This window comes from Micromonospora sp. S-DT3-3-22 (assembly GCF_015354745.1).
Taxonomy (GTDB): Bacteria; Actinomycetota; Actinomycetes; order Mycobacteriales; family Micromonosporaceae; genus Micromonospora; species Micromonospora wenchangensis.
In genome coordinates this window covers 21,087-37,226 of record NZ_JACGMO010000072.1, presented here as the reverse complement: position 1 = coordinate 37,226, position 16,140 = coordinate 21,087, and the positions used below count along the sequence as shown (strand labels likewise).

The window sequence follows — 16,140 nt, the reverse complement described above, 5'->3', positions numbered from 1 at the left end:
GTCATGGCGGAGGGGAAACGCCCGGTCACATTCCGAACCCGGAAGCTAAGCCCTCCAGCGCCGATGGTACTGCACTCGGGAGGGTGTGGGAGAGTAGGACACCGCCGGACAACCTTTCCAGTCGAGGGCCGCCCCATCCGGGTCGGCCCTCGACTGCTATACCCACCCACACATCCCGGACGTCTGTCGAATTAGGGTCGGGGCTGATGGGCCCCGAATGCGGTAATGCCGGGACGGGAAACCGCAACCTCGCCGATGTCGGGGCGAGCGACGACGGCAGGCGACGCCGAGATGATCCTGGCGTCGAGGTGGGCGGTCGCAGCGTGCCGACGTACACCGTCCAGGCCACCCGACGTTCGGTGAATCGGCCCGGACGACGCCCGTGACCTCGTACCGTCGATGCGGGACCCGGCTCCCGGGGCCCCGCGCCCGGGTCCGCGACGACGTGACGTGGTGCACGCCTCGTCAGCAATCGGAGCGGCCCCGTCGGGGTACCTGCTGACCGTACGACCGGAACTGACCGTCGGGACCGGCGGAGGCAGGAGTGGTCATGAAGATCGGAATCATTGGTTCGGGGCACATCGGCGGCACCCTCACCCGGCGGCTGAGCGCCCTCGGGCACGACGTGACGGTCGCCAACTCGCGGGGGCCGGAGAGCCTCACCGAGCTGGCCCGGGAGAGCGGCGCGACGGCCGGCACCGTGGAGCAGGCCGTCCAGGACGCCGAACTGGTCGTGATGGCGATCCCGCTGTACGCGGTGCCCGGACTGCCGGCGCAGCCGTTCGACGGCAAGATCGTGGTCGACGCCAACAACTACTACCCGCAGCGCGACGGCGACATCGCCGAACTGCTCGACCGCAGCCTCAGCTCCAGCCGGTGGACCGCCGACCACCTCAAGGGCGCCCGGGTGGTGAAGACCTTCAACAACATCCAGGCGGCGCACCTGATGGACCACGGCAAGCCGGCCGACGCCGGTGACCGGATCGCGCTGCCGGTGGCCGGGGACGACGCCGACGCCAAGCAGCTCGTGATGCAGCTCGTCGACGCGCTCGGCTTCGACCCGGTCGACGCGGGCACCCTCGACGAGAGCTGGCGGCAGCAGCCCGACACCCCCGTGTACGGCACCGACCGGGACGCCGAGGGCGTCCGGCAGGGCCTCGCCGAGGCCCGTCCCTGACCCTGTCGCGTCGGCGGGTCGCCGCCGGGTGGCACCGGACAGCGGCCCGTGTGCCGAGAGGCACCAGGTGACGGAGGAGGCCCGGACATCCGAGACGCTCCGCGTACCCGGGAAGACATCGAGCCCCGCCGGCGATCAGCCGGCGGGGCTCGGTCGTGCCCGGACCAGGTGACCCGACCCCTCGGGGCGGGACCGGGTGGGTCAGGGTTTGGGACCGCAGACGAAGTTGGGCTCGGGGTCGTAGGTCCAGCTGAACTTCTCCCGCTTGACGACCTTGCCGTCCTTCTTGATCACGCGGAAGGCGTCCTGGGTGAAGCCGATGCTGCCGGCGGCGGCGATGCACTTCGGGCCGGGCTCCAGGTGGACCGTCTTCGGCGAGGTGATGTTGCGGCGCGGGCTGTATTCCGTCTTCACGCTGTCGTAGATCTTGGTGCTCCACATCGACACGGTGATCGTGTTCGAGGTGTACGCGGTGTCGATCAGGACCCCGTACGGCGTGTTGTTGCGGAACTTGAAGTCCAGGTCCGGCCAGAAGATCGTCGACTCGATCACCGCCGGGTAGCGGCTGAAGTAGAACGAGTGCGGCTTGTGCTCGACGTCCTCCAGGCCGGCGTAGTAACTGGCGTTGAACAGCGTGGTGGTGAACTGCGAGACGCCGCCACCCACCCCGGGCACCAGCTTGCCGCCGACGATCACCGGGGCGTCCTGGTAGCCCTGGCCGTAGCCGCGCTCGCCGGTGTGCGCGTTGAGCGAGAACGTCTCCCCCGGCTTGACGATGGTGCCGTCCACGTCCTTCGCCGCCTGGATGATGTTCTGGCTGCGCGGCGAGGAGAGCCCACCGGGGAACTTCGTGGAGAAGGTGGAGACCCGCTCCTTGATGCCCAGCTCGGCCAGCTTCGCCTCGGTCAGCTCCGGCTCGGCCTCCTTGAGCTGCCCGGTGACCGTCCGGCCGTCCGGCTTCGGCAGTACCGCCAGCAGGTCCCGGCCCAGCGCCGCCGCGTCGAGCTGCTGGCCGGCCCGGCCCGGCACCACCTTCGGCTTGCCGCCCGAGATGGTCAGCCCGGCGTCCTTGGGCGTCGACTCGATCGCGGTCAGCTTGCTGCCCAGCGCCGACCGGAGCCGCTTCACGTCGACCTTCGGCGTCAGTTTCCCCTCGTCGTCGGCCGGGAAGCGCAACGCGCGGGCGATCGCCGCCGGCGGGACGCTCACCGACCCCTTGGTGGAGGTGATCGTCACCGGCGCGGCGACAGCCGGCTTCGCCAGCTCGGCGATCATCCGGTCCACCTCCTCCCGGGTGGTCACCGGGTTCTTCTCCACCACCGGCACCGTCACCGGCTGACCGGCCAGCCAACCCGCGCGGACCACCCGGGCGGACTGCTCCGCGTCCAGGGTCAGGCTCGGCTTCGGGTAGACCGGCTTCGGGGTGGTGCCGGTGAAGATGATCGCCGGCAGGGTCATGTCCCGACCCTGCTTGCCGAGGATCTGCCGCAACGCCGCGTCCAGCTTGGCGGCGTCGACAGTCACCACCGGGTCGACCGACCGGGAACCGAACAGCCGGTCCACCGGGTGCGCCTGCGCGTCGGTGGCGGCGGCGACGGTGGCGTCCACGTCCACCGTCAGGCCGACGTCGGCGGGCTTGATCTCCGCCCGGTTCTCGCCCACCACCACGGTCAGCGGCGCGTCGAGCGTGGCGGCCCGCTTCTCCAACTCGGCCCGCAGTTCCCTGGCCGCGTCGGCCCGGCTGCGGCCACCCAGCTCGGTGCCGAGCACGCTGGTGCCGCGTGGGACGTCCCCGGCGTACGCCCAGGCACCCGCGCCGACCACCCCGGCCAGCACCGCGGCTGTCACCCCGCTGGCCAGCAGCACCCGGCCGCGCCGCCACCACGGCCCCGGCCCGGAACCGGGACCTGCGGCCCCACCGGCCGGTGGGGGTTCGTCCTCGGACGGCCAGCTCACCGCGGTGACCTGCACCGTGGGGCGGTCGTCGGAGACCGGTTTGTCGCCGTACAGGGTCACAGCCACCTCGATCGGACGTACCACGTGGGGGGTTGCGGGCCCCCAGGGACACCTACGGTAGCCAACCGGACGGCCAGCCGACAGCGTGCGTCCGGCCATCCTCACCGCCGCGTGTCGCGGCCGGTCACACGGTGTATGGGCGTTCGTGGCACGGTGTCCGGATGGGCCGCCCTCCGGCTGTGGCCGGCGGCACAGGGACCGGTGTCGACCGACGGTGGTCAGCGGATCCGGACGCCGACGGCCGGGGTCGGTGGTCCGTCGTCGCGTCCGTCGGTCACGGCGACCCGGAACCGGTAGTCGTGCCCCCGGGTCAGCAGCACCGCGGTGTGCCGGGCGTCCCGCACCGGGTACGGGTCGGCCCGCCACTGCTCCCCGGCGGTGACGTCGCGCCACTGCACCCGGTAGGCGAACCCCGGCCCGGCCGGTTGCCAGGTCAGTCGGGCCTCACCGGCACCGACGGCGGTCACGACGAGACCGGTGGGGGTCGGCAACTGCGGGGTGGCCCGTACCGGCGTGCTGCGCGGGCCCTGGCCGGCCTGGTTCGTCGCGGCCACCGTGAACTCGTACTCGTGGCCGTTGCGCAGCCCCGGCACGACGGCCCGGGTGCCCCGGGTGGGGATCTCCTCGGCGGTGAAGTCGCGTTCCCCGGCGGTGACGTCCCGCCGGTGGACCCGGTGCCAGCCGTCCGGCACCGACGAGAGCCAGGTCAGCTCGACGCTGCCGACACCGGCTTCGGCGCGGAGCTGCCGGGGGGCGTCGGCGGGTGCGGTGAACCGGGCGACGGCCCGCACCGGCGTGGACCGGGTCCCCTCACCTCCGCCGTTCACCGCGCTGACGGTGAACTCGTACTCGTGGCCGTGCTCCAGGTGCCGGGCGAGGTGCCCGGCGGTGGCCTCCACGGCGGGTGGGCCGTACTCCCGGGTGCCGGTGGTCAGGTCGCGCCGGTACACCCGGTAGGAGACGCCCGGCCCGAGGGTGCGCCAGGCCAGCCGGACGGTGCCGTCGGGCTGGCCGGCGGCGACCAGGCCCGATGGCGGCGCGGGCGCGGTGACCAGGGCGGTGACCCGGACCGGGGCCGAGGGCGGGCTGTCCCCGCCGCCGCCGACCGCGACCACGGTGAACTCGTAGCGGTGCGCGTGCCGCAGGAACGTGACGGTCGCGGTGGTGCCGGTGAAGGTGCCGACCGTGCCGCGCTCCCCGGTGCCCAGGTCGCGCCGGTACACCCGGTAGAGCTGGACGAAGGGCACCGGCTGCCAGCTCAACGCGACGTCACCGGCCCGGCCCGGTGCCGCCCGCAGGCCGCCCGGCGGCGGTGGGGGCGGCACCGTGGCGGTGATCCGGCCGGCCGGTGAGGGCGGGCCCTCGCCGCGCCGGCCCACAGCGGTCACCCGGAACTCGTAGTCGTGCCCGTTGACCAGGAAGTCGGCCGTGAAGCGGGGCTCGCCGACCGGTTCGCCGACCCGGACGAAGTGGGTCTGGCCGGCGGTGACGTCCCGCCGGTGCACCTGGTAGCGCAGCTCGTCGTCGGCGCGTACCGGCGGCCAGTCCAGCTCGGCGGTGCCGGCGCCGCCCGGACGGGCGGTCACCGTCGCCGGTGGCGGGGGCAGGTCGGCCCGGTCGGGGCGGCGGCGGGGCCACGGCACCTCGACGAAACGCGGCCGGTAGAGGCCCGCGTCGGCGTAGGTGACGGCGTCGTCGACGTCGTTGACGTTGTAGGAGAACAGCAGCCGGCCGGGACGGGCCAGTTCCGGGTGCAGGTCGACGTCGTAGACCAGGTGGCCGGCGGCCGTCTCGGGGGCCCGGTGCAGGTAGTCGGGGCCGGTGAACGGGCCGGTCGGGGCGTCGGCCGAGTAGGCCACCAGGTCGCCGCTGAACACCAGGTTGTTCTCCTGGGTGACCAGCACGTACCGGCCGTCGACCCGCTGCACCCCGTAGGCGGTGCCGACGCCGCTGAGCAGCCGGGTCGAGGCGCGGTCGTCGGGGGACCAGCCGTCGCCGGTCCAGAACTCCCACCGGCCGGTGAGGTCGTCGCCGGCCACCCGGGCCAGGTGGGCGAACTTCGCCTCGCCGGCCGCCTCGGTGCCGTACACGTAGGTGTGGTCGCCGTCGCGGAGCAGCTCGGAGCCCCAGGAGACCCGGGCCGCCAGGGGCAGCGGGCGGACCCCGGTGGGGGTGAGCGCGGGCAGCGCGAACGTGGCCAGGGCGGTGCCGAGCAGGGCGTGGTCCAGCGGGCTGACACCGGTACGCCGGTAGCGGTGGACCAGCACCTGGAGGGTGTCGCCGGAGACGGTGGCGTCGCCGACCCAGGAGAACTCGTCGGGCGTCGTCGCGGGGACCAGGTCGCGCGGGTCGTCGGCGGTGCCGCCGTGCAGCGTCGCGGTGAGCTGGTCGCCCTGCTGCACGACGGCCGAGTTGTGCACGAACGGCGCGGTGCGGGGGCGGGAGCCGTCGGGGTGCACCGGGCCGAGGAAGGTGTCGGAGAACAGCCAGAGCAGCCGGCCGTCGGGCAGTCGTACCGACGCGGTCCGGTCGGCGCCGTTCCACCGGCCGGAGGTGTCGCCGTAGTCGTCGAAGGCGGCGGTCAGTCGGGCGGCGGCCGTCCCGCCGTCGGGTCGGGCCGGGTGCGGCGTCGCGGTGGGTACGGCGGCGAGCAGCCCGACCAGCCAGACGGCGAGCAGCCAGCGGGCCGGCCGGCGGGCACCGGTACCGTCCCGGCCCACGTCGACCACCGCCACCAGAAACCCCCGTCTACTGGTCACCGACCCGTAGGGTGTCACGACCGACGGTGGGGGCGGTAGCCGTCGGCCGGGTGGACGTGGCCGGTGCGTCCGGGTTGCGGCGGATCGTCAGCACGCCGGTGACGACGGCGGTGACCGCCGCCGTGGCCAGGGCGGCACCGGCGATCCCGGCGACGGTGTGCGGCACCACCGTGGCGGTCGCGACCAGGAAACCCGCCGTGGAGATCCACAGTGGTGCCGAGGGCCACCGGGCCGCCGCCGCGACCCGGGCGTTGATCAGCACGAAGACCAGCGCGTACAGCGCCCCGGTGGCGGCGAAGAGGGGTGCGAGACCGCCGTGGCGGGTGTACTCCGGGCCGCCGGCCAACCCGAAGGCCAGGCCGCCGGCCAGCGTCGCGGCGAGCACCAGTGCCGCCCCGGCCGCCCCGACCAGCAGCAGCGCGGTCCGCAGGGTGCCCCGGTCGCCCCGGGCCAGCCGGGGCAGCGCGATCACCGTCACCACCTGGGGGGCCCACAACGCGCCCTTGGTGAGCACCGTGCCGACCGCGTACGTGCCGGAGGCGTCCGGGGGTAGGAACCGTCGGGCCAGCAGCAGGTCGGCGTACGACACGACGAGCATCGCCAGGGTCGCCCCGCTGGCGGTGAGCACCGTCCGGGTGGCCAGGGTCGGGGCGACCGGGTCGAGGCCGGCCCCCCGGTTGAGCCGGACCAGCAGCGCCAGCACCAGCACGGAGGTGACCGCTCCGGCCAGCAGCGCGCCGGTCAATCCGCCACCGAGCGCCAGCCCGGCGACCATCCCGCCGTACCGCCCGGCGGCGAGCAACGCCATCCCGCCGGCCAGCCGCAGGAAGCGCTGGTCACCCTGGAGTTCGCCCAGCCACCGGCCGGCGGCCACCACCGCCACGGTCAGCACCCCGAGCAGCAGCACCGCCGGGCCGGTCAGCCGGAGCGTGCCGGCGGCGACCGGCAACGTCACGGCCAGCAGCGCGGCGGTCACCGCCACGGTCAGCAGGGTGGGGCGGGCGGTGCCGGCCCGACCGTGCCGGGCCCGGTGCACGGCCACCGCGATCTGCAGGCCGGTGCCGGCCACGCCGCCGATCGCGCCGAGCGCCAGCAGGGTGGCCAGCGCGCTCAGCTCCGCCGGGGCGAGGTGCCGGGCACCGAGGACCGGCACCACGTACGCGAGCCCGTTGACGAAGACCCCGGCCAGGGTGACGGCCACCCCGGCGACGCCGATCCCGGCCGTACGTTCCCCGGTGGCGTCGCCCGGCCCGATCCCGGGTCGCCGGTCGTGCGGGTGGTCCGCTGCTGTGCCCATCACCGCTCCGTGTCGCCGGCTCCGCCGGTGGTCCGATGCCCGCCCGTGATCGCCCGGGTCGCCGGCTCCGCCCGCCGCCGACAGCGCAAGTACAGTGTCGCCACGCCGTCGCCCGTCGCCGGGTCAGCCTAGTGAGGAGGTCAACCCCTGCGGGAGAGGTCGATCCTCGTCGCCACCGGGCTGGCCGTCACCGTGCTGGTGCTGGCCCCGCTGGCCGCGCCCGGGTACGTGCTCGGCTACGACATGGTCTTCGTGCCCCGGCAGCCGTGGCGGGCCGAACTGGTCGCGCCCGTCGACTCGCTGCCCCGGGCGGTGCCGTTGGACGCGCTGGTTTCGCTGGCCAGTCAGGCGGTGCCGGGGTGGCTGCTGCAACGGGTGGTGCTGGCCGGGGTGCTGCTGCTCGCCGCGATCGGGGCGGGTCGGCTGGTGCCGGCCCGGCGGCCGGTGGTCCGGGTCGTCGCCGCGGTCGGCTACGCCTGGACGCCGTACCTGGCGGAGCGGCTGCTGATCGGGCACTGGGGGCTGTTGCTGGCGTACGGGACGCTGCCCTGGCTGGTCGACGCCGCGATCCGGGTGCACCGGCCGGGTGGGCTGCGCCGGTTGGTGCTGGTCGCGCTGCCGGCCGTGGTCACCCCGACGGGTGGCCTGGTCGCCCTGGTCACGGTCGCCGTGCTGGTCGCCCGACGGGGTGCCGCCCGGACGACCGCGCTGGCCGTCGGGGCGTTGCTGCTGTTGAACCTGCCGTGGCTGGTGGTCGCCGGGTTCAGTGCGGCGGACGCCCGGACCGACCCGGCCGGGGTGGCCGCGTTCGCGGCGCGGGCGGAGAACTGGAGCGGGGCGGTCGGCGCGTTGGCCGGCACCGGGGGGATCTGGAACGGGCAGACCGTCCCGGCGAGCCGCGCGTCGCCGTTGACCCCGCTGGCGACGGCGGTCCTGCTGGTGCTGGCGGGGTACGGCCTGCGGGAGTTGCGCCGGCGGTGGCCGGCCGGGGCGGCGGACCGGCTCGTCGGGTTGGCGGTGGCCGGGTTCCTGGCCGCCGTGGCCGGGGTGCTGCCGGGCGGGTCGGCCGGGCTGGGGTGGCTGGTGGCGACGGTGCCCGGGGCCGGGGTGCTGCGGGACGGGCAGAAGTTCCTGATCCCGTACGCGCTGCTGCTGGTGCTGGCCGCCGCGCTGGGTGCGGAGCGGCTGGCCGACCGGGTGGCCGCCCGGGGTGCGTCCGGTGGCGCCGGTGCGGTGCTCGTCGCCGTGCTGCTGCTGCCCGTGGTGGTGTTGCCCGATCTGGCGTTCGGCGTGGCGGGTCGGCTGCGGCCGGTGGCGTACCCGGCGGACTGGGACGTGGTGGCCCGGCAATTGGACGGCCGGTCGGGGGAGGTGTTGTCGCTGCCGTTCGGGGCCTACCGGGCGTACCCGTGGAACGACGGGCGGACGGTGCTGGACCCGCTGCCCCGCTACGTGGACGCCGACGTGCTGGTGGACGACACGCTGTGGGTGGGGCCGACGGCGGTGCGGGGGGAGAATCCGCGTGCCGCCGAGGTGGGCCGGGTGCTCGCCGCCGGTGGTCCGGTCGCTGCGACCGGGGTGCGGTGGGTGGTGGTGCAGCGGACCGTCGGTGGCCCGCGGGTGGATCCGGCGACGTTGGCCGGGTTGCGCCAGGTGTACGCCGGGACGGACCTGACCCTGTACGAGAATCCGGCCGGTCGGTGACCGGGCGGTTGCCGGGTGCGTCGCCCGTCCGCCGGGCCGGTGGTTGATCGTCCGCGCGGCCCTCCCGGCGTTGGCTACTTGGTGGTAACGTCCCGCGCACGCAGCTCACGAGGAGGAAGACAGCACCATGCGCAGTGCTCTCTCGTTGGTTCTGGTCGCGGTGGCCGCGATCGCTCTGGGTGCCTTCGGCACGGTGGCGTTGGCCACCAGCCTGACCGGCACGTCGGCGGCCGAGGCGGCGAAGGCCGAGCAGGCTGCCCGCACCGAGTCCGGCGGCGGCAACGGTGGTGCCAACCAGCCGCTGGTCTACGGCACCAGGTAGGACTGCTCCACCTGCCCGACCGGTGAACCTGCCGGCACCGTCGACCCCGACCGTTCCGTCTGCTCCGACCGTTCCGCCGGTGCGTCCGCCGGCCCCGACCGCCCGACCGGCGTGCCCGCCGGACCGTTCGCGGCCCTCGTCACGAGGGCCGCGAATTTTTCGCCCGAGACCGGCCAGGTGAACCGGGCGGCGTGGGCGCGGGCCGCCGCGCCCATGGTGGCCCGGTAGTCGTCGTCGGTCAGCAGCCGGCGCACCTTGGCCACGAAGTCGTCGACGTCCTCGGCGAGCAGGCCGGTCTCGCCGTCGACCAGGGATTCCTCGACCCCACCGGCGCCCCGGAACGCGACCGTCGGGGTGCCGACCGCGCCGGCCTCGACGATGGTGAGCCCCCAGCCCTCCTTGAGCGACGGGGTGAGCGCCACCCAGGCCGAGGCGAGCAGGTGCCGCTTGTCGGCGTCGGAGACGAAACCGGTGAACCGGACCCGGTCGGTGAGGCCCAGCTCGGCGGTGGTGTGCCGCAGTTGCGCCTCCCACCAGCCCTGCCCGGCCACGGTCAGGGTCAGGCCGGGCAGTTCGTCGCCGAGCGCGGCGAGGGTGCCCAGCGCCACCTCGACCTGCTTGTGCGGGACGAGCCGGCCGAGCACCACCAGTGAGGGTTCCGCCGAGCGGGGCACCGGGCCGACGGTCATGTCCGGGGTGCCGTTGTGCACGATGTCGACCCGGGCCGGGTCGATGCCGAGGGTGGCCAGCTCGTCGCGGGTGGCGGCGGAGACGGTGACGTACCGGCAGCGGCGGTAGACCCGGGGGGCGAGCCAGGACTCCACCCACCAGCCGAACCGGGCCAGCCCGGGGCCGAGCACCACCGGCCACTGCTCCCGGTGTACGTGGTGCACCAGCGCGATGACCGGCCGGCGGGCGTAGAGGGCGGAGAGGAAGGGCAGCCCGTTGCCGACGTCGACGATCAGGTCGGGGCGGCCGCCGTGGCGGCGGCTCAGCGGGCCGAACCCGAGCGCTCCGGCCAGGTACGCCAGCGCGGCACGCAGGTAGACGGTGTGCCGGCCGCCGCGCCGCAGCACGCGTACGCCGTCCGGGGTGGTCTCCTCGCCGGGACCGGCGGGGTGGGTGGCGCAGAACAGGGTGGCCCGGTGGCCCCGGCGGACCAGTTCGCCGGCGATCCGCTCGACGTAGACCTCCGATCCGCCGCCCTCCGGGTTGCGGGTGTCCCGCCAGTTGAGGAACAGAACGTGCCTGGTGGTGGCGGCAGCGGGTGCGTCCAACACTCAACTCCTACTGCCGAGTAGTCTTCGCGGTCGCGTCACACTATGGGCTGCGTCACGCACGTCGCAATGCCCGATCGGAGGCGAGATGCAGCAGTCGCCGGGCCGTCCGGGGGCGGCCGAGAGGCCGGACGACACATCGAGGACGGTGTGGCGTGTGCGCTTGGTGGCGGTGTGTCTGGCTTTGTCGGCACTGGCGTTCCTCCAGGACCCCGGCCTGATCGCCATCGACACCAAGGTCGACCTGGCCATCGATCCGGCCGGATGGCTGACCCGGGCCCTGCACGTCTGGGACCCGGACGGCACCTTCGGGCAGTTGCAGAATCAGGCGTACGGCTACCTGTGGCCGATGGGACCGTTCTTCCTGCTCGGCAAGCTGCTCGCCGTACCGGCATGGGTGGTGCAGCGGTTGTGGTGGGCGCTGCTGCTGACGGTGGCCTGCGTCGGCGTCGTCCGGCTCGCCGAACGGCTGCACGTCGGTACCCCGTGGGCCCGGCTGCTCGCCGGTGCCGCCTTCGCGCTCTCCCCCCGGCTGCTCACCGAACTCGGCCCGATCTCGGTGGAGGCGTGGCCCAGCGCGCTCGCCCCGTGGGTGCTCGTCCCGCTGGTCGGCCTGGCCGACGGGGTGCCGCTGCGTCGGGCGGTCACCCGGTCGGCCCTGGTGGTGGCCTGCGCCGGCGGGGTCAACGCCACCGCCGTACTGGCCGTGGTGCCGCTGGCCGCGCTCTGGCTGCTCGGCCTGCACCCGTTCCGGCTCCGGGTCAGGGCACTGGCCGCCTGGGGACTCGCGGTGGGCGCGGCGACCGCCTGGTGGCTGGTGCCGCTGCTGCTGCTCGGCCGGTACAGCCCGCCGTTCCTCGACTACATCGAGACCGCGCCGGTGACCACCACCCCCACCGACGCCACCACCGTGCTGCGCGGCGCCTCGCACTGGCACGCCTACCTCACCGGCGCGTACGGGCCGCCGTGGACGGCGGGCTGGCGGCTCGCCACCGAACGTCCCCTGGTCGTCGCCACCCTGGTGGTGGCCGGGCTGGGCATCGCCGGGCTGGCCCGCCGGGGCATGCCGCACCGGCGGTTCCTGGTCACCGGCCTGCTGGTCGGGCTTGCCCTGGTCGGGCTGGGCCACCTCGGCCAGCTCGACGGGTTCGGCGCGCAGACCCAGCGCACGTTCCTCGACGCGGCCGGCGCGCCCCTGCGCAACGTGCACAAGTTCGACGTGGTGCTCCGGCTGCCGCTCATCCTCGGCCTGGCCCACCTGGTCGGGCTGGTGCTGCGGGCAGCCCGGACGGGCGACCGGCCCGACCTGGCCGCCGTGCTGCCCCGGGCGCTGCAACCGGTCCGGCTGCGCGCCGGCCTGGTCACCGGCACCGCCCTGGTCGCGGTCGCCGCGGTGGCCACGCCCGCGCTCGGTGGGGGGCTGGCCGCCCCGGGCAGCTTCGCCGGGGTGCCCGGCTACTGGCGGGAGGCGTCGGACTGGCTCGACCGGGCCGTCGGTGACGACCGGGTGCTGGTGGTGCCCGCCGCCCGGTTCCCCCGCTACCTGTGGGGCAGCCCCAGCGACGAGATCACCCAGCCGTTGTCCGACCGGCCGTGGGCGGTGCGCAGCTCGGTGCCGCTCACCCCGCCCGGCACGATCCGGCTGCTGGACACCGTCGAGTCGGCACTGGCCGACGGGCAGGGCTCCGCCGGCCTCGCCGACCTGCTCGCCCGCTCCGGGGTGAAGTACCTGCTGCTCCGCTCCGACCTCGACTACGGCCACAGCGGGGCCGTCCGGCCGGTGGTGGCCCGGCAGGCGCTGCTGCGTTCCCCCGGCATCCGGCCGGTGCGCGGGTTCGGGCCCGAGGTCGGCGGGGGCCGGTTGCCCGGCAACGTCGTCGACCGGGGACTGGACGTCGCGGTCCGGGCCCTGGAGGTGTACGAGGTCCGCCGCGACGTCGACCAGGTCGTCGCGTACGACGCCGCCGACCTGACCACGGTCGTCGGCGGCCCCGAGTCGCTGCTGCCGCTGGCGGCCGCCGGCCGGCTCTCCGCCGCGCCGACCGTGCTCGCCGGGGACCGCCCGGCCGGGCTGGACGCGTCGTCGGTGACGCTCACCGACGGGTTGCGTCGCCGGGAGGTGGCCTTCGGGCAGCAGCACGACAACGCCTCGGCCACCCTGACCGCCCGGGACCGCCCCCAGCTCGACGCCCCGGCCCGGGACTACCTGCCGGAGTGGGCCGACGGGGAGTCCACGGTGGTGCGGTACCTCGGCATCGGCGGGGTGTCCGCGTCCAGTTCGTGGGCGCAGGCACAGCCGCTGGGCGGTGGCCGCCCCGAACACCAGCCGTACGCGGCGGTCGACGGTGACCTGAGCACGTCGTGGCGGTCCGCGCCGGGGACCCGCGCGCCGGGGCAGTGGTTCGAGGTGGAACTGGACCGGCCGCAGGTCGTCCGGCAGCTGCGGATCACCTTCGACACCGGGGCCGACTCGCTGCCCACCAGGATCACCGTGACCGCCGGCCGGCAGCAGGCCACCGTGCAGACCGCCGGGCAGACCGTCGCGGTGACCCTGCCCGACGGCTACCCCACCCGGTTCGTCCGGGTCACCGTCGAGGAGGTCTTCGACGTGCGGGCCGGCTTCGGCGGGGTGGGCATCGCCGAACTCGTCATCCCCGGTGTCGAGGCCGCCCGGACCCTGGTGGTGCCGGCCCCACCGGCCACCGACCGGCCGGCCGCGATGGTGTTCGGCGCCGCCCCGGCCACCCCGGCGTGCGTCTTCGACGAGGGCCGGCCGATCTGCGCCGGGGCGATGGCCCGCGCCTCCGAGGACAGCGACCGGATCGACCGCACCGTGCGGTTGCCCGTCGGCGCGGACTACCGGGCCGGGCTGTGGGCCCGGCCCCGCCCCGGCGGGGCGCTCAACGCACTGCTCGACCCCGGTGGGGCGGCGGCGGTCACCACCGGGGTCACCCCGACCGTGGCCGCCTCGACCGTCGGCGTGTCCCACCCGGCCGCCCGTCCCGGCGCGGTGGTCGACGGGAACCCCGCGACCATCTGGTACGCCGCCGACGCCGACCGGCAACCGTGGCTGCGGTTGACCTGGCCGAAGGCGCGTACCGTCACCGGGTTGCGGATCACCCTGCCGCCCGGTGCGGCGGCGGCCCGCCCCTGGCGGGTCACCGTGCTCGGCGACGAGGGGATGCGCGGCGGGGTGCTCGACGAGGGCGGCACGCTGCTGTTCGACCGGCCGATGCGCAGCGACGACCTGACCGTGCTGATCGCCGACGTGGTGCCGGTGGCGTCGTACGACCCGTACCGGCGGGTGACGCAGGACCTGCCGGTGGGGGTGGGTGAGCTGACCGTGCTGCCGGACGGCCCGGCCACCGGAGTGGACGCCGCGAAGCGGGTGACCCTGCCCTGCGGCACCGGCCCCACCGTGACCGTGGCCGGTGGGCAACGCCGCACCGCGCTGGTCGCCAGCCGGCGGGACCTGCTGGAACTGCGCGAGGTGCCGGCCGTGCTCTGCGGTCCGGCCGCGAAGACGCCGCTGCGGCTGGCCGCCGGGGAGAACCGGGTGGTGGCGGCGGGGACCCGGCTGACCGTACCGACCCGGCTCGCCCTCACCCCGACGGGCGGTGCGTCGGCCCCGGCGGTGCCGGCCGGTGGCACCGCGGCCGGCACCGGTACGAGCGGCACGGCCGGCACCGGGGCCGGCGACGCGACCGCTGGACCGAGGCAACCCGGGGCGACCCGGACGGTGCTGCGGGTCGACGAGTGGACGGCCACCCGCCGGGTGCTGCGCCTGGAGAGCTATCCCGGCCCGCGGGTGCTGGCGCTGCGGGAGAACGCCAACGCCGGCTGGGTGGCCACCGCCGGCGGCCGGACGCTCACCCCGTTCGTGGTGGACGGCTGGCAGCAGGGCTGGCTCGTCCCGGCCGACGTGGCCGGTGCGGTGACGCTACGGTTCGCCCCCGACCGGGGGTACGTGCTGGCGCTCGGGGCCGGTGCGGTGCTGCTGGCCGGGGTCGCCCTGCTGGCGGTGCTGCCGCCGCGGCGTACCCCGGGGGCGGTGGTGGTGCGACGGCGGCGCGGACGGGTGCTCGCCGCGCTCGTCGGCGGCGGGGCGTTGCTGCTGTTCGGCGGGCCGGCGGCGGTCGGGGTGGCGCTGGCGGTGGTGGCCGTGGTGCTGGCCGGGCGGGCGTTGGAACCGCATCTGCACCCGCCGGACCGGCGGGGCATGCACCGGCTGCGCCGGGCCACCGTGCGCTGGCTGCCGGTGGCGTGTTTCGTGGTGGCCGGCTGGTGGGCGGCGACCCGGGGTGGGCACACCGCCTGGCCGCCTCAGCTGGCCGCGGTCGCCACCGCCACCCTGCTCTGGCTGTCGTTGGTGCTGCGTCGACGCGGCCACCGGCCACCCCAGCGTTGGAAGGGGCGTTCGACCGCGTAGTAGCTGACCGCCGCGAGGACCAGCCCACCGGCCACGGTGAGGGTGAACGTGCCGAGCGGGTCACCGGTGAACTCCGGCCGGCCGTCGAGCAGGTAGATCCCCTCCAGCACGAACGGGTGCCAGAGGAACAGCCCGTACGACACCCGGCCCAGCCACCGGCCGACGATGCTGTCGAAGACGCCCTTGGTGCGGGTCTGCGGCCCGAACGCCACCGGCACGATCAGCAGCACCGCGACGACCAGGTAGAGCACCAGCTTGGTGGCGAACTGGCCGGCGGTCGGCTCGGCCAGGTCCCGGGGGCCGGTGACCGGGGTGGTGGCGACGGCCAGCGCGCCCAGGGCGATCGCCCAGCAGGCCAGCGGGGCCCGGCCCAGGTCGTCCAGCCAGCGCCAGCGCCCGCCCCGCCCGGTGCGCAGCGCGACGTGCGCGCCGGCCAGGGCCATCCCGGCCCCGAACCAGCCGGCGTACGAGGGCAGCCACATGGTGTGCAGGCCGAGGCTGAGCACGCCCGACCCCATCAACGCCACCCAGCCACCGGTCACCACCGTCGCGGCCAGCGCGATCCGCAGCACCCCGTCCGGGTGGGCCTGCCGTGCCGGGGTCGGCACCGGCCGCCGCCGGCCGAGCAGGAGGACCGCCAGCACCGGCAGCAGCAGGTAGAACGTGACCTCGGTGGCCAGGCTCCAGGTCTGGCTGAGCCCGTGCCGCAGCTGCCCGTGCTGGTAGATCTGGGTCAGGGTGAGGTGCCGCAGCCAGTCACCTGTCGACGCCGGCCGGTTCTGCGGCAGCACCAGCAGGCAGACCACCACCGCCACCCAGTAGGCGGGCAGGATGCGGGTGGCCCGCCGCCACAGGTACCGGCCGGTGCCCGGGGGTAGCTGACCCGTCGCCCGGGCGTGCGCGTACGGCCGGAACAGCAGGAAACCGGAGAGGACGAAGAAGACGGCGACCCCCACGTCCAGCCGGGACAGCCAGGCCCCGACGGCGGCGTCGCCGGTGTTGCGCCCGGTGGCGAAACCGACGTGGTGCCCCACCACGGCGAGCGCCCCGATCACCCGGACGGCGTCGAGGGCGGTCAGCCGCCGCAGGACCTGATCGGGAATCGGGGCAGACATCAACCGTCCAGAGGGTCGCGGGGCTATGTGACTCGGGAGTAACG

Annotated in this window: 8 protein-coding genes, 1 rRNA gene and 1 pseudogene; 5 read left to right on the top strand and 5 right to left on the bottom strand. The window is 75.2% G+C overall.

Annotated elements, in window-relative coordinates:
* Both rrf and H1A17_RS20540 read left to right on the top strand, forming a co-directional pair.
* Nucleotides 1–110 (top strand): 5S ribosomal RNA (gene rrf / locus H1A17_RS20545); the annotation flags it as partial.
* Between the two features lie 440 nt (nucleotides 111–550).
* Nucleotides 551–1,177 carry an NADPH-dependent F420 reductase gene (locus H1A17_RS20540; RefSeq protein ID WP_145922209.1) on the top strand — a complete coding sequence of 209 codons (627 nt, stop codon included), beginning with the start codon at nucleotides 551–553 and terminating at the stop codon, nucleotides 1,175–1,177.
* A gap of 201 nt (nucleotides 1,178–1,378) precedes the next feature.
* On the opposite strand, the gene H1A17_RS20535 is transcribed toward H1A17_RS20540, so the two are convergent.
* The 3 genes from H1A17_RS20535 to H1A17_RS20525 all read right to left on the bottom strand — a co-directional run bounded on the left by H1A17_RS20535 (nucleotide 1,379) and on the right by H1A17_RS20525 (nucleotide 7,249).
* A complete protein-coding gene (locus H1A17_RS20535; RefSeq protein WP_168222584.1) occupies nucleotides 1,379–3,199 on the bottom strand; it encodes a VanW family protein in 1,821 nt (606 codons plus the stop codon).
* Between the two features lie 212 nt (nucleotides 3,200–3,411).
* Nucleotides 3,412–5,952, bottom strand: a complete 2,541-nt coding sequence (locus H1A17_RS20530; protein ID WP_194822683.1) for a DUF5005 domain-containing protein — start codon at nucleotides 5,950–5,952, stop codon at nucleotides 3,412–3,414.
* Nucleotides 5,942–7,249 carry a polysaccharide biosynthesis protein gene (locus H1A17_RS20525; protein WP_145922207.1) on the bottom strand — a complete coding sequence of 436 codons (1,308 nt, stop codon included), beginning with the start codon at nucleotides 7,247–7,249 and terminating at the stop codon, nucleotides 5,942–5,944. The genes H1A17_RS20530 and H1A17_RS20525 overlap by 11 nt, the downstream gene beginning before the upstream one ends.
* Before the next feature lie 198 nt (nucleotides 7,250–7,447).
* Here H1A17_RS20525 and H1A17_RS20520 point away from each other — a divergent pair, with 198 nt between their 5' ends.
* Both H1A17_RS20520 and H1A17_RS20515 read left to right on the top strand, forming a co-directional pair.
* Complete coding sequence (locus H1A17_RS20520; protein WP_145922206.1) at nucleotides 7,448–8,953, top strand: hypothetical protein; 1,506 nt, start codon at nucleotides 7,448–7,450, stop codon at nucleotides 8,951–8,953.
* A gap of 127 nt (nucleotides 8,954–9,080) precedes the next feature.
* Nucleotides 9,081–9,275 (top strand): hypothetical protein, encoded by a 195-nt coding sequence (locus tag H1A17_RS20515; protein ID WP_145922205.1) that lies wholly within the window; start codon nucleotides 9,081–9,083, stop codon nucleotides 9,273–9,275.
* A 131-nt stretch (nucleotides 9,276–9,406) separates the two neighbouring features.
* Here the strand turns inward: H1A17_RS20515 and H1A17_RS20510 are convergent.
* Nucleotides 9,407–10,552: pseudogene (locus H1A17_RS20510) on the bottom strand (glycosyltransferase family 4 protein); the annotation flags it as partial.
* Between the two features lie 172 nt (nucleotides 10,553–10,724).
* Between H1A17_RS20510 and H1A17_RS20505 the strand changes: the two are divergent.
* Nucleotides 10,725–14,981 carry an alpha-(1->3)-arabinofuranosyltransferase gene (locus tag H1A17_RS20505; protein ID WP_194822682.1) on the top strand — a complete coding sequence of 1,419 codons (4,257 nt, stop codon included), beginning with the start codon at nucleotides 10,725–10,727 and terminating at the stop codon, nucleotides 14,979–14,981.
* Here H1A17_RS20505 and H1A17_RS20500 read toward each other — a convergent pair.
* Nucleotides 14,876–16,096, bottom strand: coding sequence for an acyltransferase (locus tag H1A17_RS20500; RefSeq protein ID WP_194822681.1), 1,221 nt, complete (start codon nucleotides 16,094–16,096; stop codon nucleotides 14,876–14,878). The genes H1A17_RS20505 and H1A17_RS20500 overlap by 106 nt on opposite strands.
* Nucleotides 16,097–16,140: the final 44 nt, after the last annotated feature.